The sequence below is a fragment of the Streptomyces sp. 12E genome (genome assembly GCF_055633275.1).
Genome location: NZ_JBVNCJ010000001.1, coordinates 845197 through 866219, shown reverse-complemented (window position 1 = coordinate 866219; position 21023 = coordinate 845197). Strand labels below are relative to the sequence as shown.

Annotated in this window: 17 protein-coding genes, 1 tRNA gene and 2 pseudogenes; 10 read left to right on the top strand and 10 right to left on the bottom strand. The window is 73.6% G+C overall.

Going from position 1 to position 21023, the window contains the following annotated elements; genetic code table 11:
• Positions 1-903, top strand: a complete 903-nt coding sequence (locus ACZ8ZB_RS03970; protein ID WP_470736330.1) for a sugar phosphate isomerase/epimerase family protein — start codon at positions 1-3, stop codon at positions 901-903.
• Between the two features lie 22 nt (positions 904-925).
• Complete coding sequence (locus ACZ8ZB_RS03965) at positions 926-1945, top strand: Gfo/Idh/MocA family protein (RefSeq protein ID WP_470736329.1); 1020 nt, start codon at positions 926-928, stop codon at positions 1943-1945.
• 60 nt (positions 1946-2005) lie between these two features.
• Here the strand turns inward: ACZ8ZB_RS03965 and ACZ8ZB_RS03960 are convergent, their stop codons facing one another.
• Genes ACZ8ZB_RS03960 through ACZ8ZB_RS03945 form a run of 4 tightly spaced genes read right to left on the bottom strand, consistent with a single transcriptional unit; the run spans position 2006 to position 6053 of the window.
• Entirely contained in the window at positions 2006-3028 is a 1023-nt protein-coding gene (locus ACZ8ZB_RS03960; protein WP_470736328.1) for a Gfo/Idh/MocA family protein, read from the bottom strand.
• Entirely contained in the window at positions 3025-4029 is a 1005-nt protein-coding gene (locus tag ACZ8ZB_RS03955) for a Gfo/Idh/MocA family protein (RefSeq protein ID WP_470736327.1), read from the bottom strand. Before ACZ8ZB_RS03955 ends, ACZ8ZB_RS03960 begins: the two co-directional genes overlap by 4 nt.
• Before the next feature lie 52 nt (positions 4030-4081).
• Positions 4082-4858, bottom strand: a complete 777-nt coding sequence (locus tag ACZ8ZB_RS03950) for an SDR family oxidoreductase (protein WP_470736326.1) — start codon at positions 4856-4858, stop codon at positions 4082-4084.
• A 19-nt stretch (positions 4859-4877) separates the two neighbouring features.
• Positions 4878-6053 (bottom strand): phytanoyl-CoA dioxygenase family protein, encoded by a 1176-nt coding sequence (locus ACZ8ZB_RS03945; protein WP_470736325.1) that lies wholly within the window; start codon positions 6051-6053, stop codon positions 4878-4880.
• Positions 6054-6160: 107 nt separating this feature from the next.
• Between ACZ8ZB_RS03945 and ACZ8ZB_RS03940 the strand changes: the two genes are divergently transcribed.
• Together ACZ8ZB_RS03940 and ACZ8ZB_RS03935 are read left to right on the top strand one after the other, a co-directional pair.
• Complete coding sequence (locus ACZ8ZB_RS03940; RefSeq protein ID WP_470736324.1) at positions 6161-7195, top strand: LacI family DNA-binding transcriptional regulator; 1035 nt, start codon at positions 6161-6163, stop codon at positions 7193-7195.
• Positions 7196-7248: 53 nt separating this feature from the next.
• Positions 7249-7863 (top strand): TMEM175 family protein, encoded by a 615-nt coding sequence (locus ACZ8ZB_RS03935; protein WP_470736323.1) that lies wholly within the window; start codon positions 7249-7251, stop codon positions 7861-7863.
• Between the two features lie 206 nt (positions 7864-8069).
• Here the strand turns inward: ACZ8ZB_RS03935 and ACZ8ZB_RS03930 are convergent, their stop codons facing one another.
• Positions 8070-9221 carry a Gfo/Idh/MocA family protein gene (locus ACZ8ZB_RS03930; protein ID WP_470736322.1) on the bottom strand — a complete coding sequence of 384 codons (1152 nt, stop codon included), beginning with the start codon at positions 9219-9221 and terminating at the stop codon, positions 8070-8072.
• A gap of 455 nt (positions 9222-9676) precedes the next feature.
• On the opposite strand from ACZ8ZB_RS03930, the gene ACZ8ZB_RS03925 reads away from it, so the two are divergent.
• From ACZ8ZB_RS03925 to ACZ8ZB_RS03915, 3 genes and pseudogenes are all read left to right on the top strand, one after another.
• Positions 9677-9750: transfer RNA gene (locus ACZ8ZB_RS03925), tRNA-Pro, on the top strand.
• Positions 9751-9904: 154 nt separating this feature from the next.
• Complete coding sequence (locus ACZ8ZB_RS03920) at positions 9905-10105, top strand: hypothetical protein (RefSeq protein WP_470741657.1); 201 nt, start codon at positions 9905-9907, stop codon at positions 10103-10105.
• Between the two features lie 52 nt (positions 10106-10157).
• Positions 10158-10307 (top strand): annotated as a pseudogene (locus ACZ8ZB_RS03915) (LuxR C-terminal-related transcriptional regulator); the annotation flags it as partial.
• 144 nt (positions 10308-10451) lie between these two features.
• Here ACZ8ZB_RS03915 and ACZ8ZB_RS03910 read toward each other — a convergent pair.
• Entirely contained in the window at positions 10452-13019 is a 2568-nt protein-coding gene (locus ACZ8ZB_RS03910) for a CHAT domain-containing protein (RefSeq protein WP_470741412.1), read from the bottom strand.
• Between the two features lie 166 nt (positions 13020-13185).
• Between ACZ8ZB_RS03910 and ACZ8ZB_RS03905 the strand changes: the two genes are divergently transcribed.
• The 3 genes from ACZ8ZB_RS03905 to ACZ8ZB_RS03895 are packed head-to-tail and all read left to right on the top strand — an operon-like array spanning position 13186 to position 15715.
• Entirely contained in the window at positions 13186-14616 is a 1431-nt protein-coding gene (locus ACZ8ZB_RS03905; protein WP_470736321.1) for a S8/S53 family peptidase, read from the top strand.
• A gap of 59 nt (positions 14617-14675) precedes the next feature.
• Entirely contained in the window at positions 14676-15251 is a 576-nt protein-coding gene (locus tag ACZ8ZB_RS03900; RefSeq protein ID WP_470736320.1) for an RNA polymerase sigma factor, read from the top strand.
• A gap of 5 nt (positions 15252-15256) precedes the next feature.
• Positions 15257-15715 carry a hypothetical protein gene (locus ACZ8ZB_RS03895; protein WP_470736319.1) on the top strand — a complete coding sequence of 153 codons (459 nt, stop codon included), beginning with the start codon at positions 15257-15259 and terminating at the stop codon, positions 15713-15715.
• 159 nt (positions 15716-15874) lie between these two features.
• Here ACZ8ZB_RS03895 and ACZ8ZB_RS03890 read toward each other — a convergent pair whose 3' ends face one another.
• The 4 genes and pseudogenes from ACZ8ZB_RS03890 to ACZ8ZB_RS03875 all read right to left on the bottom strand — a co-directional run.
• The gene (locus ACZ8ZB_RS03890; RefSeq protein WP_470736318.1) at positions 15875-16672 is read right to left on the bottom strand and encodes an N-formylglutamate amidohydrolase; all 798 of its coding nucleotides are present in this window, start codon (positions 16670-16672) and stop codon (positions 15875-15877) included.
• Positions 16673-16806: 134 nt separating this feature from the next.
• A complete protein-coding gene (locus ACZ8ZB_RS03885; protein WP_470736317.1) occupies positions 16807-19026 on the bottom strand; it encodes an NADP-dependent isocitrate dehydrogenase in 2220 nt (739 codons plus the stop codon).
• 333 nt (positions 19027-19359) lie between these two features.
• Complete coding sequence (locus ACZ8ZB_RS03880) at positions 19360-20457, bottom strand: mechanosensitive ion channel family protein (RefSeq protein ID WP_470736316.1); 1098 nt, start codon at positions 20455-20457, stop codon at positions 19360-19362.
• Between the two features lie 185 nt (positions 20458-20642).
• Positions 20643-21023, bottom strand: a pseudogene (locus tag ACZ8ZB_RS03875) (lysylphosphatidylglycerol synthase domain-containing protein); the annotation flags it as partial.

Genomic DNA, 21023 nt, shown 5'->3' with positions numbered 1-21023 from the left:
ATGGCAGTCGCGCTCGACCGCATCCGGGTCGGTTCCGCCCCCGACTCCTGGGGCGTCTGGTTCCCCGACGACCCGCAGCAGGTGCCCTGGCGGCGCTTCCTCGACGAGGTCGCCGAGGCCGGCTACTCCTGGATCGAACTCGGCCCCTACGGCTACCTCCCCACCGACCCGGCGCGCCTCGGCGACGAGGTGGAGAAGCGCGGCCTCAAGGTCTCCGCCGGCACCATCTTCTGCGGACTGCACCGCGGCCCGTCCGAATGGGACGCCACCTGGGAGCAGGTCGGCCGGGTCGCCGCACTCACCCGGGACATGGGCGCGAAGCACCTCGTCGTCATCCCGTCCTTCTGGCGCGACGACAAGACCGCGGAGATCCTCGAAGCCCCGGAACTCACCACCGAGCAGTGGGGCCACCTCACCAAGGGCATGGAACGCCTCGGCCGGCAGGTGAAGGACGCGTACGGCCTGGACATCGTCGTCCACCCGCACGCCGACACCCACATCGACACCGAGGAGCACGTCGAGCGCTTCCTCGACTCGACCGACTCCGGCCTGGTCAACCTCTGCCTGGACACCGGCCACTACGCCTACTGCGGCGGCGACAGCGTCAAGCTGATCGAGACCTACGGCGAACGCATCGGCTACCTCCACCTCAAGCAGGTCGACCCGGAGATCCTCGCCGACGTCGTCGAGAACGAGGTCCCGTTCGGGCCGGCCGTGCAGCGCGGGGTGATGTGCGAACCGCCCGCAGGCGTCCCCGAACTGGGCCCGGTGCTCACGGCCGCGCAGAAACTGGGCGTGGACCTGTTCGCCATCGTCGAGCAGGACATGTACCCCTGCGAGCCGGACAAGCCGCTGCCGATCGCCGTCCGCACCCGCGCGTTCCTCCGTTCCTGCGGCGCCTGACCACCCGAGGGGGAGACGAGGGATGAACCGGCGCGAACCGCTCGGCATCGCCGTCATCGGCACCGGCCGCATGGGCGCGGACCACGTACGCCGTATCGACCGGGTCGTCAGCGGCGCACGGGTCACCGCCGTCGTGGACACCGACGCCGAACGGGCCCGGGCCGTCGCCGCGGGCGTCGACGGCTGCACCGCCCACACCGACCCGGCCGCCGCGATGGCGGCGGCCGACGTCGACGCCGTCCTCGTCGCCTCCCCCGGACCGGCTCACGAGGCCGCCCTGCTCGCCGCGTTCGAGCACGATCTGCCCGTCCTGTGCGAGAAGCCGCTCACCCCCGACGCGGCCTCCGCGCTGCGCGTCATGGAGGCCGAACAGGCCCTCGGCCACCGCAGGGTCCAGGTCGGCTTCATGCGCCGCTACGACGCCGAGTACGTGAAGCTGAAGGCCCTGCTGGAGACCGGCCGGCTGGGCCGTCCGCTGATGCTGCACAACCGCCACCGCAACGTGGCCAGCCCGCCCTTCTTCACCAGCTCCATGCTGATCAGCGACTCCGTCGCCCACGAGGTCGACGCCACCCGCTGGCTCCTCGGTCAGGAGATCACCGCCGTGACGGTGCTGCGCCCCACCCCCTCCTCCGGCGCCCCCGCCGGGCTGCGGGACCCGCAGTTCGTCGTCCTGGAGACCGACGGCGGCGCGCTCTGCGACGTCGAGATCTTCGTCAACTGCGGCTTCGGCTACCAGGTGCAGGCCGAGGTGGTCTGCGAACGCGGCACCGCCCGCATCGGCGACGCCCACTCCCTGGTCACCCATGCGGCCGGCCAGTGGGGCGGCGCCGTCGCCCAGGACTGGACCGACCGCTTCGCCCAGGCCTACGACGACGAGATCCGGACCTGGGTCGACACCACCCGCCGCGGTGAGGTCACCGGGCCCAGCACCTGGGACGGCTACGCCGCGGCGGCCGTCTGCGAGGCGGGGGTGCGGGCGCTGGAGGAGGGCGGCCGGGTGGAGGTCGACCTGGTGGAGAAACCGGCGCTGTACCACTGACACCGCGCGGTACGGCCGCCCCCTCGGGGGGCGGCCGTACCGCGCGTGCCCTGCGGCGTCTCAGCCGCCGAGTGCGGTGCGCGGGCGCGGGCCGAGCCCGGCGGCCTCGTAGCACGCGTCGATCAGCCGCATCGTCGCCACCGCGTCGTCCGCGTCCAGCGGGAGCGCCGCGCCCTCCCGCACCCGGGCGGCGAACGCCTCCAGCTGGTACGCGTACGAGGACCGGGTGCCGAGGTGTTCGGTGCGTCCGCCGTCCGGAGTGCGGATGACGACACGGTCGTCCCGCTGCGGGAGCACGAAGTTGGGGGCCGTCGCCTCGCCCCGGCTGCCGACGACCCGCATGCTCATCTCCAGCCGGCCGTACGCCATGTGGCAGCGGGCGCTGCCCGTCGCGCCGTCCGGGAACTCCAGGTCGGCGTCCAGCCACTCGTCCACGCCCGGCGCCCCCTCCCGCTCACCGGCCCGCGCGGACAGCAGGCGCGGGGCGCCGCCCGCCCAGGGGGCGAGCATGCGCAGCGCGTGCACGCCGTAGCAGCCGAGGTCCATCAGGGCGCCGCCGGCCAGGGGCAGCGACCAGCGCGGGTCGGTCGCCTCGGGGGCGGGGGTCGCCACCATGGCCTCCACCCGGCGGAGTTCGCCCAGCTCACCGGAGGCCAGCAGCTCGTGCAGCCGCCGGGTGACCGGGTGGAACAGGTAGTGGAAGGCCTCCGCGAAGACGGTGCCGGACTTCGCCGCCGCCTCCCGCACCTTCGCCGCCTCCTCGGCGTTGCTCGCCGACGGCTTCTCGCTCAGGACGTGCTTGCCGGCCGCCAGCGCCGCCAGGTTCCACGGGCCGTGCAGGCCGTTGGCGAGCGGGTTGTAGACGACGTCGACCTCGGGGTCGGCCAGCAGTTCGGCGTACGAGCCGAGGGCCCGCTCCACGCCGTGGGCCGAGGCGAACGCCTCGGCGCGGGAGCGGTCGCGGGCGGCCACGGCGACCAGGCGGTGGCCGCCCGCCCGGGCCGGGGCGACGAGGGAGCGCTCGGTGATCCGCGCGGTCCCCAGGACGCCGATGCGCAGGGGCTCCCGCCCGGACTCGCTCATGACCGCCGTACCTCCTCGATCGTGACGGGACGGTGCTCGTGCAGGGACAGTGTGCACGCCTCGGCGATCCAGCCCGCCTCCAGGGCGTCGGAGACCGTGCACGGCGAGGGCAGGGAGCCGGCCACGACCTCGGTGAACGCGGTCAGTTCGGCGCGGTAGGCGGCCGCGAACCGGTCCATGAAGAAGTCGTGCGGGGTGCCCGCCGGGAAGGCCGTGCCCGGCTCCACCGACCGCAGCGGCAGCTTGTCCTCCAGACCCACCGCGACGGAGTCCGCGAAGCCGTGGATCTCCATGCGGACGTCATAACCCCGGCCGTTGTGGCGGCTGTTGGAGACCACGGCGAGAGTGCCGTCGTCCAGGGTGAGGACCGCGCCGACGGTGTCGGCGTCGCCCGCCTCCCTGATGTAGCCGGCGCCCCGGTTGCCGCCGGCCGCGTACACCTCGGTCACCTCGCGGCCGGTCACCCAGCGGATGACGTCGAAGTCGTGCACCGAGCAGTCCCGGAAGATGCCCCCGGACGCGCCGATGTACGCGGCCGGCGGGGGCGCCGGGTCCAGCGTGGTCGAGCGCACGGTGTGCAGCGTGCCGAGCTCCCCGCTCCGTACGGCCGCCCGCGCGGCGGCGAAGCCCGCGTCGAAGCGGCGGTTGAAGCCGATCTGGACCGGCACGTCACGGCCCTCGACCGCCTTCAGCACCGCCACGCCCTCGGCCATGGTGCGGGCCACCGGCTTCTCGCAGAAGACGGGCACGCCCGCCTCCACGCAGGCCAGGATCAGCGCCGGGTGCGCGTCGGTCGCGGCGGCGACGACCACACCGTCCACCCCGGCGGCGAGCAACGCCTCGGGGGAGTCCGCGACCTCGGCGCCGAACCGCTCGGCGGCGGCCTTCGCGGCGTCCGTGAACGGGTCGGAGACGACGAGGGACTCGACGGCGCCGAGCCCGGAGAGGGTCTCGGCGTGGAAGGCGCCGATACGGCCGAGGCCGAGGATTCCGATGCGCATGGGGGCGGTGCTCCTTGCTTGCGGGTTCGTACGAGCGGGGCGTGCGGGGAGGTCAGTCGAGGCCGCCGAGGACGTTCTGGTCCCAGTCGATCACGGAGCCGGTGACCACCCCGGAACGGTCGGAGAGCAGCAGGACCACGAAGTCGGCGATCTCGTCCGGCCGGCCGAGCCTGCCCATCGGCAGCCGCGCGGCGGCCTGTTCGCGCCAGTCGTCCCCGGCGCCGTGGAAGGCGCGCTGGGTGGCGTCCTCGCCCTCGGTGGCGGTCCAGCCGATGTTCAGGCCGTTGATCCGGATCCGGTCCCAGCGGTGGGCGTGCGCCGCGTTCCTGGTCAGGCCGATCAGCCCGGCCTTCGCCGCCACGTACGGGGCCAGGAACGGCTGCCCGCCGTGCGCGGAGGAGGTGATGACGTTGACGACCGTGCCGGGCGCCGCGCGCCGCACCATGTCCGCGACGGCGGCCTGCATGGCGAAGAACGGCGCCTTGAGGTTGACCGCGATGTGCTGGTCGAACAGTTCCGGGGTGGTGTCCAGCAGCGTGCCGCGCGACGTCAGGCCCGCGGAGTTCACCAGGCAGTCGATCCTGCCGTACGCCTCCACCACCCGCGCGACACAGGCCTTGGCCTGCTCGGCGTCCGCCAGGTCGGCCCGCAGGAACATCGTCTTGCCGCCCGCCGCGGCCAGCTCGGCCACCAGCGCCTCGCCGGGCTCCGGGCGCCGCCCGCTCACGGCGAGGACCGCCCCCTCGCGGACCGCGGCCCGGGCGACGGCCGCGCCGACGCCCTGGCTGCCGCCGTTGACGAGGACGACCTTGTCGTCGAGGAGTCCCATGTCGGTGTCCGGGTTCCCCTCAGCTCTCGCGCCGCTTGGCGCCGGCCCGCAGTTCGGCCCGCAGGGCCCGGGCGCTCCACCCCTCGTGCAGGGCCCGGCGTACGACGTCGGCCTGCGAGGGCGGGGCCAGGCCCTCGACCGGCGGGTCGCTGTCGAGGTTGGTGGGGAAGGGGTAGCCCTCGGCGCTCGCCGCGATCACGTTCTCCAGCCACCGCTCGCCGGCGCCCTCGGCCCTGCGCTTGAGGAGCACCGGATAGACGGCTCCCGCCACGGCCTCGCGGTCCACCGTCTCCATCGCCCGGCCGAACGCCGAGGACACCTGGAGCAGGTTGGCCATGCGCCGGATGTCCGTCGAGTGGTTGGCGCCGGCGGCGTGGAACAGCGCCGGGTTGAAGAACACCGCATCGCCCTTGGCCAGGGGGAGTTGCACGTGGTGCTCCTCGAAGTACGCCCGGAACTCCGGCAGCCGCCAGGCGAGGTAGCCCGGCTCGTACTTCTGCGAGTGCGGCAGGTACAGCGTGGGCCCGGACTCGACGGGCATGTCGCAGTGGGCCACCGCGCCCTGGAGGGTGAGCACGGGGGAGAGGCGGTGCACGTGCGCCGGGTAGGCGGCGGCGGCCTCGTCGGAGAGGAAGCCGAGGTGGTAGTCGCGGTGCACGGTCTGTGCCGCGCCGCCCGGGTTGACCACGTTGACCTGGGAGGTGATCTGGTAGCCGGGGCCGAGCCAGGCCGAGGAGACCAGCGCGATCACCTCGTTGCCGTAGTAGTCGGCGAACGCCTCGGGGTCGTACAGGGCCGCCTTCTCCAGGGCGTTCCACACCCGGTCGTTGGCGCCCGGCCTGGCGAAGTGGTCGCCGGCGCCGGCGCCCGAGGCGCGCTGTTCGGCGATCAGGGCGTCGAACACGGCGGTGGTCCGGTCCACCACGGCCGGGTCGGCGAAGGCCCCGCGGATCACCACGATGCCGGGGCCGTCCGCGAACGCGCGCACCAGCTCGGCCTGGACGGCACGGCGGTCGGCGAGGGCGAGCCGGTCGGCGTCGTACAGCGGTACGTTCCGCTCGACGGCACTGGCGTGCGGGTGGTCGGCGAGGTCGGTCGACCGTTCCACCAGTGCGCGGAAGGCGTCGAGGTCGCAGTCCTGCTCGGACAGCCGGACGGCCGGTGCGGGCGTCTGCTGGGAGGCGGAGGCGGACATGGGGCCGTCCCTTCGGGTCACGGAGCGACGCGGCTGATGTCATTCTTGTCAGTACAAACCCTTCGAACAACCAGCAGGAAGCCATCAAAAACCCCTCAGGAGCCGATGTGGGCCATCCCTTCCCCATCCGGGAAATCGCACGTCAGGCCGGGTTGAGCGAGGCCACGGTGGACCGGGTCCTCAACGGCCGGGGAGGAGTGCGGGAGAGCACCGCGCGGGAGGTGCACCAGGCGATCGCGGACCTGGACCGGCAGCGCACCCAGGTCCGGCTGGTCGGCCGGACCTTCATGGTGGACATCGTGATGCAGTCGCCGGAGCGGTTCTCCACCGCGGTCCGGGCCGCCCTGGAGGCCGAACTGCCCTCCCTGCACCCGGCGGTGGTCCGTTCCCGCTTCCACTTCCGGGAGACCGGCCCGGCGGGCGAACTGGTCGCCGTCCTGGACCGGATCGGCCGGCGCGGCTCCCAGGGCGTGCTCCTCAAGGCCCCCGACGTCCCCGAGGTCACCGCGGCCGTCGGCCGGCTCGCGGCGGCCGGTGTCCCGGTGGTGACCCTGGTGACGGACCTGCCCGCGAGCGCCCGGATCGGCCACGTCGGCAGCGACAACCGCGCGGCGGGCGCGACCGCCGCCTACCTCATGGGGCAGTGGCTGGGCGACCGCCCCGGCAATGTGCTCACCAGCCTCTCCAGCGGCTCCTTCCGCAACGAGGAGGAGCGCGAGATGGGCTTCCGCGCCACCATGCGCGTCCTCCACCCCGGGCGGAGCCTCGTCGAGATCGCCGAGGGGCAGGGCCTGGACGCCACCCAGTACGACCTGGTCCGGGCCGCGCTGGAACGCGACCCGGAGATCCGCGCGGTCTACTCGATCGGCGGCGGCAACATCGCCACCCTGCGCGCCTTCGAGGACGCCGGACGCGAGTGCGCGGTGTTCGTGGCGCACGACCTCGACCACGACAACACCCGGCTGCTGCGCGAGCACCGGCTGTCCGCCGTGCTCCACCACGATCTGCGGCACGACCTGCGCGAGGCCTGCCACCTGGTGATGCGCGCCCACGGCGCCCTGCCGCCCGCGGGGCCCACCCTCCCCTCCGCCGTCCAGGTCGTGACCCCCTACAACATGCCGCCCCCGACGTCGGCGGGGTGACGGCCGGGCGTGTAACCCCGTGCCGTGGGCCGGGCCCGCCTACCGTCGTGCACATGAGGAAACCGACCCCGGAAGGCGGGCCCGAGCGGCTGATCGCGCTCGCCGACGGAGTGTTCGCCATCGCCATCACCCTGCTGGTCCTGGACATCTCCGTGCCGCAGGGGCTGGACTCCGAGGAGTTCCACCAGGCCCTGAGCGACACGCTGCCCAACCTGGGCGCCTACGGGATCAGCCTGGCGGTGCTGGCCGGCTTCTGGCGCGACCACCGGGCGATCTTCCGCACGGTCCGGCAGGTGGACGGGCAGGTGATCTCGCTGACCATGCTCGGTCTGGGCCTGGCGGCCCTGCTGCCGTTCCCGACCGCGCTGGTCTCCGAGTACGGCGACGAACGCGCCTCGGTGGTCATCTACGCGGTGGCGGTGGCCTCGCTCGGCGCCGTCCACCTGGCGCTGGCCACCCTCGTCGCCCGGCGCCCCTGGCTGCGCGGCGGAGCCGGACCCGTACGGGACGAGCTGCTCTACGCCGTCGACCTGGGGGCGACGGTGGCGGTGTTCCTGGTGACCGTCCCGCTCGCCCTGGCCGTCGGACCCGCCGCCATGTGGTGGTGGCTGGTCCTGGTACCGGTGAAGGTGTGGCTGGGCCGGCGCGAGAACGCACGGGCGGAGTGACCGCTCCTTTTCTCCGCCCCCGCCGCCCCTTCCCGTCCCATCCCTGGGGGCGCTGCCCCCAGACCCCCCTCGCGCAGTTCCCCGCGCCCCTCAAGGGGCGCGGGGAACTGCGCGAGCAACCACACACCCACCCGCACGTCCGGGGTCAAAGGGACAGCGCCCCTTGAAGGACGGGACGGGAAGGGGCCGGGGGGGGCGGGGGAGTGTCAGAGCACCACCCAGGCCCCGCTCTCCGCCGACCGCTCCATCGCGTCCAGCACCACCGCACTGTGCACGGCGTCCGCGAGCCCCGCACCGTACGGAACCCCTTCCGCGACGGAGCGCAGGAAGCGGTACGCCTCGATCACCTTCAGATCGTCGTAGCCCATGGCGTTCGCGGCGCCGGGCTGGAAGGCGCCGAACTCGCCGTGGGCCGGGCCGACGTAGACCGTGCTGACGGGCTGGTCCTGGTAGGCGGCGCCCCGGCTGACGCCCAGTTCGTTCATCCGGCGGAAGTCCCAGAACACCGCCCCCTTGGTGCCGTGCACCTCGAAGCCGTAGTTGTTCTGCTCGCCGACCGACACCCGGCAGGCCTCCAGCACCCCGCGCGCACCGGAGGCGAACCGCAGCAGACAGCTGACGTAGTCCTCGTTCTCCACCGGGCCGAGTTCACCGCCGGCCGCCCGGGAGTGACCGGCCGTGGCGCCCGCCGGACGGGCCCGCTCGGGCACGAAGACCGCCGTGTCCGCGGTCAGCGAGGCGATGTCGCCGAGCAGGAAACGGGCCAGGTCGGCGCCGTGCGAGGCCAGGTCGCCGAGCACCCCGCTGCCCCCGCGCTCCCGCTCGTAGCGCCAGGTCAGCGCCCCTTCGGGATGAGCCGCGTAGTCACTGAGGAGGCGGATGCGGACATGGGTGACGGTGCCGATGTCACCGGAGGCGATCAGCTCGCGGGCCGCCTCCACGGCGGGCGCGTTGCGGTAGTTGAAGCCGACCGCCCCCTGGACTCCGGCCCCGGCGACCGCGTCCGCGACCGCGCGGGCGTCGTCCGCGCCCAGGCCCACCGGCTTCTCGATCCAGATGTGCTTGCCGGCCTCGGCCATCGCCACGCCGATCTCGCGGTGCAGGAAGTTCGGGGCGGTGATGCTGACGGCCCGCACCCGGGGGTCGGCGGCCACCTCCCGCCAGTCGCGGGTCGTCGAGGCGAACCCGAACTGCGCGGCGGCCTCCGCGGCCCGGCCCGGCACCTCCTCGGCGACCGTGACCAGCTCGGGTCGGAGGGCGAGCCGCGGATAGTGGTGCCGCACGCGTGCGTACGCCTGGGTGTGCACCCGCCCCATCCAGCCGAATCCGACGACGGCGACGCCCAGCGCATCCACCATGAAAGCCTCTCTCCGGCCCGGTCCGTGTCCTGTCCGCTCACCTTCTGTGGAGACCCGGCGTCATGTCAACCTTTTGACAGGACAAGCGACGCACCGGAAGCGGTGCCCGCGATACGGCGAACAGAATCACGGCAGCCGGCTGCCACCGGCTGAGCCGTCCCGCCCGCACGGCGCTCCGCGCCCCTGACTCCAGAGGCGCGGAGCGCCGTGCGTTCCAGGGGCCGGTGCCTTCCGGCGGGCGGTTCCACCGTGCGTTCCGGGAGGGGCGGGCTCTCCCGCTTCGCCGGTGGCCTCACCGGCGGTACGGCGGACTTCGCCGCGGCCGTCGACACCGTCCTGTTCGTCAGCCGCCGGCTGCGCGGACGCCGTCGGCCGCGTACCTCCGTCCCCGTGCCACCGTGCACATGAGGTACTGTTGACCTGCGTGATCACGCGGTCCACCGCGCGAACCGCATCGGGACGTGGCGCAGCTTGGTAGCGCACTTGACTGGGGGTCAAGGGGTCGCAGGTTCAAATCCTGTCGTCCCGACGTGCAAGGGGCCATCGGCCCCGATCAGGGTCCTGTCCCACTTCGGTGGGGCAGGACCCTTCGATCGTTCGAGGGACCGTCGATCGGGGGAGCCGGTGGCACGGGCCGGGGACGCCGCCCGGCCCGGCACCACGTCCTGCGGCGACCGTCCGGTGTGCGCACGCTGTTCGTCGACGACGCACATCTGTTCGACGACGCCTCCGCCGCCCTGGTCCACCGGCTCGCCGTGCACGGACGCACCCGGCTGCTGGTCGTCGTCGCCGACGGCGAGCCGGCGCCCGCCGCCGTGTCCCGGCCGTGGACCGGGGAACTGCTGCCCCGCCTCGTCCTGCCGCCGCTGCCGCGGCCGCTGTGAGGGAGCCCGCACACCAGCGCTCGCGGACCTTGCCTTCAGTGAACTCACGGCACGCCGGCGGCAGATCGTCACGCCGGCCGCGGAGGGGCTGAGCAACCGGCAGATCGCGGAACGCCTCACCCCTTCCGTTCGCACGGTCGTAAAACACCTGTACGGGAAGTACACCCGGCCGGGGGCCACCGTGTCCCGCCGGAGCGCCTGACAGCGGCTGCGGGCCGTCGGCGGCCGGTCGCGCCCACGCGGCGGAGCCGTATGCCGGCACGGTCCCGCGCCCTTCGAGGAGGGCGGCTGGGCCGCTTCAAGGGCGCGAGCACGCACGAACCGCCCGCAACCGCCCACGGCGGGATCACGCCGCCCCGAAGGCGGTGAAGGCCCATCCCGTGGCCCGGTGCAGCGCGTCCGACGGCAGCGCGGCGCGGGCGTCGCGCAGGGCCTCCGCCAGGGAGAGGCCGGTGTCGAGGGCCTTGTGGAGGGCGACCATGAGGGGGACCACCGCCGCGTCGTTGACGGGGGCGCTGCACGCCACCACCCCCGCCGTGCCCAGCGGCAGCAACGCCGTGACGAGGCCGAGGAGTTCGTCGGCGCCCACCGTGGCGAACCGCGCGGTGTCGCAGCAGGACAGGATGATGCGGTACGGGCTGCGGTCCAGCCGTTCGAAGTCGTGCACGATCAACGGCCCGTCGGCCATCCGCAGGGACGAGAACAGCGGGCCGTCCGCGCGGAACGCGCCGTGCGCGGCGATGTGCGCCAGCCCCGCCCCGTCCAGTTCCCGCAGCACGCGCGGCACCGTCGCGTCGGCGTGCTCCAGGAGGGTCGCGCCCCCGTAGCGGCCGGCCAGCTCGGGCACCTCCGCGCCACCCGTCGCGAGCCCCGGACCGCGCACCAGCACCTGACGGTCCCCGGCAGGCGGCGCCGTCTCCTTCGCGCGCAGCCAGCTGCTCGCCGACGGCGACACGCTCAGCACCCGCTCCCGCAGCGAGGGCAGCAGCGCCCACGGCACCCGGTGCAGCCGCCCCGGCGGCACGATCACCACCGGGCCGTCACCGAGGTGCGCCGTGGCCGGGCCCAGCAGCAGCTCCTCCAGCCGGCGGCCCGCGGCCTCCACCACCGGCAGCCGCGCCCCCGCCCCCGGATGGGCCAGCCGCCGCAGCCCCGCCTGCACGTGCTCGGCCTCGGTCTCCGCCGCCGCCAGCGGCCCCGCCTCGAACCGCCGCACCCTGCCCCGCCCGCACAGCAGCACCTGCACCCGCCCGTCGAGCACGGCGAGTTCCATCAGCTGCTCGTCGTCGCCCAGCCGTGCGAGCAGCCGGCCGACGTCGAAACGGTCCCCGCCGTCGGGCGCCTCGCCGCGCATGTGCAGCGTCCGGGAACGGATCTCCCGTTCCAGCCGCCGCTGTTCCCGCTCCAGCGCCGGCACGGGCCTGCCCTCCATGCGGGCCTCCTCCGCGCGGGCGGCGATCTCCCGGTAGGCGGTCATGCCGCTGAGCAGCGCCGGGTCGGCCGGCGGCCGGGCGGGCGGTGCGGACAGCGCGGTGGCCCGCCAGCGTTCGCTCCACACCAGCAGCCGTCGCGGCCCGCCCGAGACCAGACTGGCCCTCTGCGCGAGCGCGGCCAGCTCCGCGCCCTGCGCGGTGGCGCGGGCCCGCAACTCCGAGGCGCCCAGCGTCATCCGGTGGTCGTCGAGCACGTCCAGACCGCGCCGGCAGGCCTCCAGTACGCCCCGCGCGGAACCGGCGGCCTGCGCGCGCAGCGCCTGCGCCGCCCAGCCCGTCATCCGTGCGAGCGGCGGCCCGCCGTGTCTGCTTCGCGCGGCGACCGCGAGATGCCGCTCCGCGTCGGCCGTCCAGCCCAGGTCCAGCGCGATCCGGCCCGCGAGCAGGGACGCCTCAGGGGCGGCCGGGGCGCCGAGCGCGGCCAGCCTCTCCGCCACCGCCGCCGCGTCCGCGACCAGTCGGCCCGAACCGCGCCCGGCCGCGTGCCGGGCCCCGATCAGCACCAGCCGCGCGTGCGTCTCCCACCAGGTGCGCCGCTGTCCCGCGAACAGCCGTACCGCGAGCGCCGCGCGCGCGATCGCGGTCTGCGGCTCGCCGGCCAGCCGGGCCGCCCGCGCGGCGGCCAGCAGCAGCTCCGCCCTGCGCGTCGGCTGCCCGCCGATGCCGTCCAGCGCCCGGAGCGCCGCGTCCGCCTCGGCCAGTGCCTCCGCGGCAAGACCGGCCGCCATCAGCACCTCGCAGCGCCGGATGTTCAGCATGAACGTCGGTGTGCCGAGCTTGGCGTACCGTTCCTCGGCCTCGTCGAGCAGCCGCAGTGCCGCCGGGACGTCGCCCGCGCGGAACGCGGCCAGCCCGCGGCTCTCCACCGCGTCCGCCTTGTCGTGTTCCTGGCCGGTGGTGTCCCACAGCGCCTCGGCCGCAGTGAAGTCGGCGTTCGCCCGTTCCACCGAACCCAGCGCCAGATGCACCGTCGCCCGCAGCGTCAGCGCCCGCGCCGTCCAGATCACGTCGCCGGCCTGCCGCAGTACGGGAACGGCCCGCCGCACGTCCTCCAGGGCCTCCTTGTGATGGCCCAGCACCCACCACGAGTACGCCCGGCGGAACAGCACCCGCGCGCGGGTGTGCCCGGTGCCGCGCTCGACACCGCGTCCCAGCGCGTCCATGCCCTGCCGGGTGCGTCCCGCGTGCACCAGCGCGACCCCGAGCGTGGCGAGGACGTCCGCCTCCCGCTCGGCCGAGTCCGCGCGCGCCGCCCAGGCCCGGGCCCGGCGCAGATGGGTCAGGGCCAGCCGCATGTCGCCGAAGTCCCGCTGCCAGATGCCGATCACCTGATGGGCGACGGAGGCGTGCAGGGGCGGCGGACGGTCGCCCAGCACCTCTTCTGCCCTCGCCAGCGCCTCACCCGGGGCGGCGAACACCATCGGCAGCAGTTCCAGCACCGTGTCGCTTCCGGCTGTCACCCCACGATGGTAGTGGTCCGCAACCACGCCCCACACGTGTGGCGTTGTATCAAACGCCCGGTCCACGGCTCTGCATACACGACAACTCCGCGGCACAGGCCGCCGTCGCACCAGTGGAGGAGACGTCATGGCACCACAGCGATTCCGCGAGCAGTTCGCACAGATCCAACGCTCGATGCCCGACGTCCCCCTGGCGATGGGACCGGACGACGCGGGCGAGTTCCTCTACGAGAAGGGCGTGATCCTCGCCCGTGACGGAGAGGAGGCCCGCGTCGTCGAGGACACCGTGCGACAGCACTTCACCACGTTCGCCGGCCTCGCCCCGGACCAGGTGCGCCGGACGGGCCCGCAGACCAACCGCTCGGGCATCACCCGCATCCGGGTCGCCGACCCAGGCCAGGGCGACGGCAGCGGCGACCCGGCGGTCGCGGGAGCGCTGCGCGCGCTGTCGGCGACCGAGGGCCGCGCCGGACGCCGACTGGTCAGCCGCAACCACGTCGTGTCGATCGCGGTCAACGCCTGCCCGGGCGACGAGCCCGTACCCGTGCCGCGCGGCGGGCAGCCCAACCCGGCCGCCGCCGACGCCGCGCACGACCCGGACACCGCCGTCGGCGTGCTCGTCATCGACACCGGCCTCATGCACGACCACCGCTCCTACCCGCCGCTCGCCCACACCCGGGGCGACGCCCAGGTCGCGGAGTGCGACGGCGAGGGGATCCTCCAGCAGTACTGCGGCCACGGCACGTTCATCGCCGGGCTCGTCGCCGCCGTCGCCCCCAACACCGACGTCACCGTCCGCGGCACGCTGAACGACGCGGGCGCCGTTCTGGAGTCCGAGTTCGGGGAGAAGCTCTTCGAGGCCGTCGACCAGGACGGCTGGCCCGACGTCATCAGCCTCTCCGCCGGCACCTCCAACGGCCGTACCGACGGTCTCCTCGGTGTCGACGCCTTCATGCGGGAACTGCGCGAGCGGCCCACCCTGCTGGTCGCCGCCGCCGGCAACAACGGCAGCGCCACCCCCTTCTGGCCCGCCGCCTACGCCGATCTGCCCGGCTACGAGGACGCCGTGCTGTCCGTCGGCGCGCTGCGCGGGGACGGCGAGTTCGGCGCCTGCTTCAGCAACCACGGCGGCTGGGTGAAGGCCTACGCGCCCGGTGAGCGTCTCGTCAGCGCCCTCACCGGTTTCGAGACGCCCGTCCCGTACGTGTACCAGCACTCCACCTACGACGCCTGCCGCTACGGCTTCACGTACGCCTGCACGTGCCACCACCCGCGTCACACCGGCGTGTTGAGCGAGGACGGCGGTTCCGGAAAGCCGGACCAGGTGATGTTCGAAGGGCTCGCCCAGTGGAGCGGGACCTCGTTCGCCACCCCCGTCGCCGTCGGCATGGTCGCCGCCCACATGACCGCGCGGGCGGAGACCGACCCGCGCAAGGCCCGCCGGCAACTGCTCGAGGCCACCACCGAGTACGCGCAGGTGCGCGGGGCGCACGTCCCGGCGCTCCTGCCGCCCACCTGGCGCCCCGTGCAGGTCTCCGCACCCTCGGTACGGGCATGAGGAGCGGAGTCGTCCCCTCCACGGCGTACGATGTCGTGCCGTACACGAGGGGTGGCACCGTGGAGCGTACCGAAGTCGGCGCGTTGGTCCGGTCCGCTGTCGACGGCGACGCGGCGGCCTGGAAGGCGATCGTGGAAGGGCTGGGCCCACTGGTGTGGTCCGTGGTGCGCGCGCACCGGCTCTCCGACGCCGACGCGCACGAGGTCTACCAGACCGTGTGGTTCCGTTTCGCCCAGCACCTGGGACGGATCCGGGAACCCGACAAGGCGGGCTCCTGGCTGGCCAGTACCGCGCGGCACGAGTGCCTGAAGGTGCACAGGAACGCGCGCCGGCTGATGCTGACGGACGATCCGCAGCTGCTGGACCGGGTCAGCGAGGACGGCGTGCCGGAGCAGTCGCTGCTGGAGACGGAGGAAGCGGCGGCGCAGAGCGAACGCGTGCGGCGGCTGTGGCAGGAGTTCGAGGAACTGGGCGAGCGGTGCAGGCAGTTACTGCGGGTGCTGATCGCCTCGCCGCCGCCCAGTTATCAGGAGGTGTCCGCCGCGCTCGACATCGCGGTGGGCAGCATCGGGCCGCTGCGCCAGCGCTGTCTGCGCCGGCTGCGGGCCCGGCTCGAGGCACGGGGGACGATGTGAGCGACATGACCGACGACGCGGAATTCGACGAGGACTTCGACGGCGGGCTGCTGGAGGAGGAGCTCCGGCAGGCGGCAGCCGTCCTGGACCCGCTGCCTCCCGCCCTGCTGCAGGTCGCCGTCGACGCCTACGCGCTGTACGACCTCGACGCCCGCGTGGCCGAGCTGACCTTCGACTCGCTGGTCGACGCCATCCCGGTCAGGGGCGCCGCGGACGTGCCGCGCATGCTCACCTTCACCGCCGGTGAGGTGACGCTGGACGTCGAGGTGACCGAGGAGGGCCTGATGGGCCAGGTGCTGCCGCCGCGGCCGGCCCGCATCGAGGTGCTCGGCGGTCCGCAGACCACCGTCCCGCTCACCGCCGACGACCTGGGCCGCTTCACCGCCGCCCCGCCCTCCGGCCCCTTCGCCCTGCGCCTGCGCACCGACGACGACGTGGTCGTCACGGAGTGGCTCCGCGCCTGAGCCGGCCGCACGGGTGCGGAACAGGCTGGAGGGGCGCTCGGCCGCCGTCGGCGAGAGCCCGCTCCACCTCCCGCCGGGGGGCCGCGCCGCGCCGCGGCGGGGGACGCGGCGGCCGGCCCCGGGACACGCCCGACGCGCCGTACCGCGCCGACGGCGGTGTCAGTGGGAGACGGCGTCGATCAGCGCGGTGAGCGCCGACGCCAGCCGGGCCAGCCCCGGCCCGGCGGGGCCGCCCGGTTCGGTCATGTAGGTGTCCCGGCGGATCTCCACCATCAGGGCGGACACCTCCGCACGCTTGCCGTAGAACTCCAGCGGTACGTACGTCCCGGCGAACGGGCTGTCCAGTCCCGTCTCCCCGCACGGCGCGAACGCCTCGCGGGCGGCGTCGAGCAGCGCGGGCGGGGTGTGGAAGGAGTCGGTGCCCAGGCAGATCTCCGGCCGCGGCCCGTCGCCGTGCAGTTCGTAGGGCAGCGGCGCGCTCGGATACGAGTGCACGTCGATGATCACGGCCCGCCCGGTCGCCGCGAGCCGGCCGGCGACGGCTTCCGTCATCGCCCGCGCGTACGGCCGGAAGTACCGCTCGACCAGCGGCTCGGGGTCGAAGCCGTCGGGCCGCAGCACGTCCTTGTGCGTGGTCCGGGTGTAGACCGCGCCCATCCCGACGGCCAGCATCTCCTCCCGCTCGTCCGGGAACCGCTCGGGATCGACGACCAGCCGCGACAGCCGGTTCACGAACCGCCACGGCGCGAGGCCGGCCGCCCGGGCCGCCTCCTCGGCGATCGACGCGGTGTGCGAGTCGGTGATGTGATCGAGCTCCCGCTCGAGACCGGCGTCCTCCAGCACGATCCCGGCCCGCACGTCCCCCGGTATCTCCCGGGCGGAATGCGGCACGTGCAGGATCACGGGGGACTCCGGATCACCGGAGACGAACGCGAAGGAAGACGGCACATCGGCCATACGGCTGCTCCAGGACTGTCAGTGGTGCACGACGTGATCAAGATGCCATACGCCACTGACAACGCCGCCCCTCGGACGGCTCCGCCCCGGCCGGGCGCCTGGCCGGCCGGGGCGGAACGCGCGGGCTGATCGCGTCAGCTCAGGGAGGCCAGCGCCTCGTTCCACGTGGTGGACGGGCGCATGACCGCGGCGGCCCTGGCCGGGTCGGGCTGGTAGTAGCCGCCGATCTCGGCGGGCTTGCCCTGGACGGCGTTCAGCTCCTCGACGATCTTCGCCTCGTTGGCGGTGAGCGTCTCGGCGAGCGGGGCGAAGGCCTTCGCCAGGTCCGCGTCGTCGCTCTGCGCGGCCAGCTCCTGCGCCCAGTACAGGGACAGGTAGAAGTGGCTGCCGCGGTTGTCGATGCCGCCGACGCGACGGGTCGGGGACTTGTCCTCGTTGAGGAAGGTCGCCGTGGCGCGGTCGAGGGTGTCGGCGAGGACCTTGGCCCGGGTGTTGCCCGTGGCCTCGGCGTACTGCTCCAGGGACGGCACCAGCGCGAAGAACTCACCGAGGGAGTCCCAGCGCAGGTAGTTCTCCTTGACCAGCTGCTGCACGTGCTTCGGCGCGGAGCCGCCGGCGCCCGTCTCGAACAGGCCGCCGCCCGCCATCAGCGGGACGACCGACAGCATCTTGGCGCTGGTGCCCAGCTCCAGGATGGGGAACAGGTCGGTGAGGTAGTCGCGGAGCACGTTGCCGGTCACCGAGATGGTGTTCTCGCCGCGGCGGATGCGCTCCACCGACAGCTTGGTCGCCTCGACCGGGTTCAGGATGCGGATGTCCAGGCCCTCGGTGTCGTGCTCCGGCAGGTACTGCTTCACCTTGGCGATCAGGTTGGCGTCGTGCGCACGGTCCTCGTCCAGCCAGAAGACCGCCGGGTCGCCGGTGGCACGGGCGCGGGTGACGGCCAGCTTCACCCAGTCGCGGATCGGGGCGTCCTTGGTCTGGCAGGCGCGGAAGATGTCACCGGCGGAGACGGCCTGCTCGAGGACCACGTCGCCGTTGCCGTCCACCAGACGGACCGTACCCGTGGTGGGGATCTCGAAGGTCTTGTCGTGGCTGCCGTACTCCTCGGCCTTCTGCGCCATCAGACCGACGTTCGGCACCGAGCCCATGGTGGACGGGTCGTAGGCGCCGTTGGCCCGGCAGTCCTCGATCACGGCCTGGTAGACGCCGGCGTAGCTGGAGTCCGGCAGGACGGCGAGGGTGTCGGCCTCCTGGCCGTCCGGGCCCCACATGTGGCCGGAGGTGCGGATCATGGCCGGCATGGAGGCGTCGACGATGACGTCCGAGGGGACGTGCAGGTTGGTGATGCCCTTGTCGGAGTCGACCATCGCCAGCGCCGGGCCCTCGGCGAGCTCCGCGTCGAAGGAGGCCTTGATCTCGGCGCCCTCGGGCAGGGCCTCCAGGCCCTTGTAGATGCCGCCCAGACCGTCGTTCGGGGTGAGGCCGGCCGCGGCGAGCTTGTCGCCGTACTGCGCGAACGTCTTCGGGAAGAAGGCGCGCACCACGTGGCCGAAGACGATCGGGTCGGAGACCTTCATCATCGTGGCCTTCAGGTGCACGGAGAACAGCACGCCCTCCTGCTTGGCGCGGGCGACCTGCGCGGTCAGGAACTCGCGCAGCGCGGCGACGCGCATCACGGAGGCGTCGACGACCTCGCCCTTCAGGACGGGCACGGACTCGCGCAGCACCGTGGTGGTGCCGTCGTCGCCCTTGAGCTCGATGCGCAGCGCGCCGTCCTCGGCGATGACCACCGACTTCTCCGTGGAGCGGAAGTCGTCCTGGCCCATCGTGGCGACGCTGGTCTTTGACTCGGGGCTCCAGGCGCCCATGCGGTGCGGGTGGGTCTTGGCGTAGTTCTTCACCGAGGCGGGTGCGCGGCGGTCGGAGTTGCCCTCGCGCAGCACCGGGTTGACGGCCGAGCCCTTGACCTTGTCGTAGCGGGCGCGGATCTCCCGCTCCTCGTCGGTCTTCGGGTCGTCCGGGTAGGCCGGAAGCGCGTAGCCCTGGTCCTGCAGCTCGGCGATCGCGGCCTTGAGCTGCGGGATCGACGCCGAGATGTTCGGCAGCTTGATGATGTTGGCCGCCGGCGTCTTGGCCAGCTCACCGAGCTCCGAGAGGGCGTCCGGGATGCGCTGGTCCTCGGCCAGGTACTCCGGGAACAGGGCGATGATGCGCCCGGCCAGCGAGATGTCACGCGTCTCCACGGTGACACCCGCCTGCGAGGCGTACGCCTGGACCACCGGCAGGAAGGAATACGTCGCCAGGGCCGGGGCCTCGTCAGTGTGCGTGTAGATGATGGTCGAGTCAGTCACCGGGTGCTCCGCTCCACGTCTGCAACATTGCTCGACATCAAGATATCTCGTGATCGACCGGGGTTCGACAGGGGTCCGCGCCGACTTCCGGCCCAGGGTCCGTCCTCCGGGTCAGGCCGGCTCCGGGCGACGGCGCCTCGCCGTCGGGCCGAGCGGGGTCCGGCGCGCACGGATGCGGGGCCGAGGAGGGCGTCGGGGCGGAGCCCCGGCAACCGGCGACAACGCCGCGGACGCGCGCGCCGGACCCCGCGACCCCGGCAGGATCCGGAAGGCGGGCTCTTGCTTTCGCCACGGTCCTTCCGGCGCGGCGGGAGACCACCCGGGACGGTGGGCTCAGATCGGCCGGGTGGTGGTCATGTCGTCCGGTGCGGCGTCCGTGTCGCGCTGCTGGGGGAAGACCACGGAGCCCTGCTGGAGCGCCACCGTCCGCGCCGGCGACGGGATGCGGATGCCCTCCTCGCGGTAGCGGCGGTGCAGGCGCTTGATGAACTCGTGCTTGATCCGGTACTGGTCGCTGAACTCGCCGACGCCCAGGATGACGGTGAAGCCGATGCGGGAGTCCCCGAAGGTGTGGAAGCGCACCGCGGGCTCGTGCTCCGGCACGGCGCCGGTGATCTCCGTCATCACCTCGGCGACGACCTCCTTCGTCACCCGCTCCACCTGCTCGAGGTCGCTGTCGTACGACACCCCGACCTGCACCAGGATGGTCAGTTGCTGCTCGGGACGCATGAAGTTGGTCATGTTCGTCTTGGCGAGCTGCGCGTTCGGGATGACCACCAGGTTGTTGGACAGGTTGCGGACCGTCGTCTGGCGCCAGTTGATGTCCTCGACGTAGCCCTCCTCGCCGCTGCTCAGCTGGATGTAGTCCCCGGGCTGCACGGTCTTGGAGGCGAGGATGTGGATGCCCGCGAACAGGTTGGCGAGCGTGTCCTGCAGGGCCAGCGCGACCGCCAGACCGCCGACGCCGAGGGCGGTGAGCAGCGGGGCGATCGAGATGCCCAGCGTCTGCAGCCCCACCAGGAAACCGATCGCCAGGACCAGGATCCGGGTGATGTTCATGAAGATGGTCGCCGACCCGGCGACACCGGAGCGGGACTGGGTGACCGAGCGCACCAGCCCCGCCACCACCCGGGCCGCCGAGATCGTCGCGGCGAAGATGACCGTCAGCGTCAGCACCTGGTTGACGTTGTGCTGCACGGTGCGGGTCAGCGGCAGCGCCGCCGCCGCGGAGGCGGCGCCGCCCGCGATCGCCGCCCACGGCGCGATCATGCGCAGCGCGTCCACGAGGACGTCGTCCCCGCGCCAACTGGTGCGCTCCGCCAGCCGGTCCAGCCGGCGCAGCAGCAGCCGCAGCAGGAACGCCGCCAGCAGGCCGGCCGCGAGGGCGATGCCGGCGTACACCAGGTCGTGGCCGGTGAGCGCGCGGGTCACCGCTCACCCCCGGCGAACGCCCTGGCCGACGGCCGTATGTGAAGTCGTGTCACGTGTCGTCACCTGCTTGGTTTCTACGGGATGTACGTCGCGTCGACCGCTCCCGGCCCGCGGTCGGCGCGATCGCTCATCCTGCCGTATCCCGCGGGGCGGTTCGTACCGGCCCGGCCTCGCCCCGCCGGCCGGATCACCTCCAGCCGGACCAGCGCGCCCGGCGTCAACGCCCCCGGCGGCAGCGGCAGCCACACCGTGATGATCCGGAAGGCCGGCACCACCGCCGTGGCCGGCGCGGCGGCCACGCCCACCGTCACCAGCGCCACGGCCAACGCCGCCTCCACCGAGCCGGTCCCGCCCGGAGCCGCCACCAGCGCCGCCGCGACCGTCGCTGCCGGATGCGCCACCGCCGTGTGCGCCGGCGGCGCCGACAGCCCGAACGCCGGGCCCACCAGCACCAGGGCGGTCGCCTGCAGCGCGGGGAGGGCCGGCGCTCCGCCCCACGGCGCCGGCGCCCGGGAGGGCAGGACGTGCACCGACCGCGCCTCGCCCGGCGCCGTCCGCGGGAACGC

What these genes read in the sequence shown, in the direction of transcription:
- ACZ8ZB_RS03970 (WP_470736330.1), top strand. Translation starts at nt 1, where the DNA reads ATGGCAGTCGCGCTCGACCGCATCCGGGTCGGTTCCGCCCCCGACTCC.
- ACZ8ZB_RS03965 (WP_470736329.1), top strand. Translation starts at nt 926, where the DNA reads ATGAACCGGCGCGAACCGCTCGGCATCGCCGTCATCGGCACCGGCCGC.
- ACZ8ZB_RS03960 (WP_470736328.1), bottom strand. Translation starts at nt 3,028, where the DNA reads ATGAGCGAGTCCGGGCGGGAGCCCCTGCGCATCGGCGTCCTGGGGACC.
- ACZ8ZB_RS03955 (WP_470736327.1), bottom strand. Translation starts at nt 4,029, where the DNA reads ATGCGCATCGGAATCCTCGGCCTCGGCCGTATCGGCGCCTTCCACGCC.
- ACZ8ZB_RS03950 (WP_470736326.1), bottom strand. Translation starts at nt 4,858, where the DNA reads ATGGGACTCCTCGACGACAAGGTCGTCCTCGTCAACGGCGGCAGCCAG.
- ACZ8ZB_RS03945 (WP_470736325.1), bottom strand. Translation starts at nt 6,053, where the DNA reads ATGTCCGCCTCCGCCTCCCAGCAGACGCCCGCACCGGCCGTCCGGCTG.
- ACZ8ZB_RS03935 (WP_470736323.1), top strand. Translation starts at nt 7,249, where the DNA reads ATGAGGAAACCGACCCCGGAAGGCGGGCCCGAGCGGCTGATCGCGCTC.
- ACZ8ZB_RS03930 (WP_470736322.1), bottom strand. Translation starts at nt 9,221, where the DNA reads ATGGTGGATGCGCTGGGCGTCGCCGTCGTCGGATTCGGCTGGATGGGG.
- ACZ8ZB_RS03910 (WP_470741412.1), bottom strand. Translation starts at nt 13,019, where the DNA reads ATGGTGTTCGCCGCCCCGGGTGAGGCGCTGGCGAGGGCAGAAGAGGTG.
- ACZ8ZB_RS03905 (WP_470736321.1), top strand. Translation starts at nt 13,186, where the DNA reads ATGGCACCACAGCGATTCCGCGAGCAGTTCGCACAGATCCAACGCTCG.
- ACZ8ZB_RS03895 (WP_470736319.1), top strand. Translation starts at nt 15,257, where the DNA reads ATGACCGACGACGCGGAATTCGACGAGGACTTCGACGGCGGGCTGCTG.
- ACZ8ZB_RS03890 (WP_470736318.1), bottom strand. Translation starts at nt 16,672, where the DNA reads ATGGCCGATGTGCCGTCTTCCTTCGCGTTCGTCTCCGGTGATCCGGAG.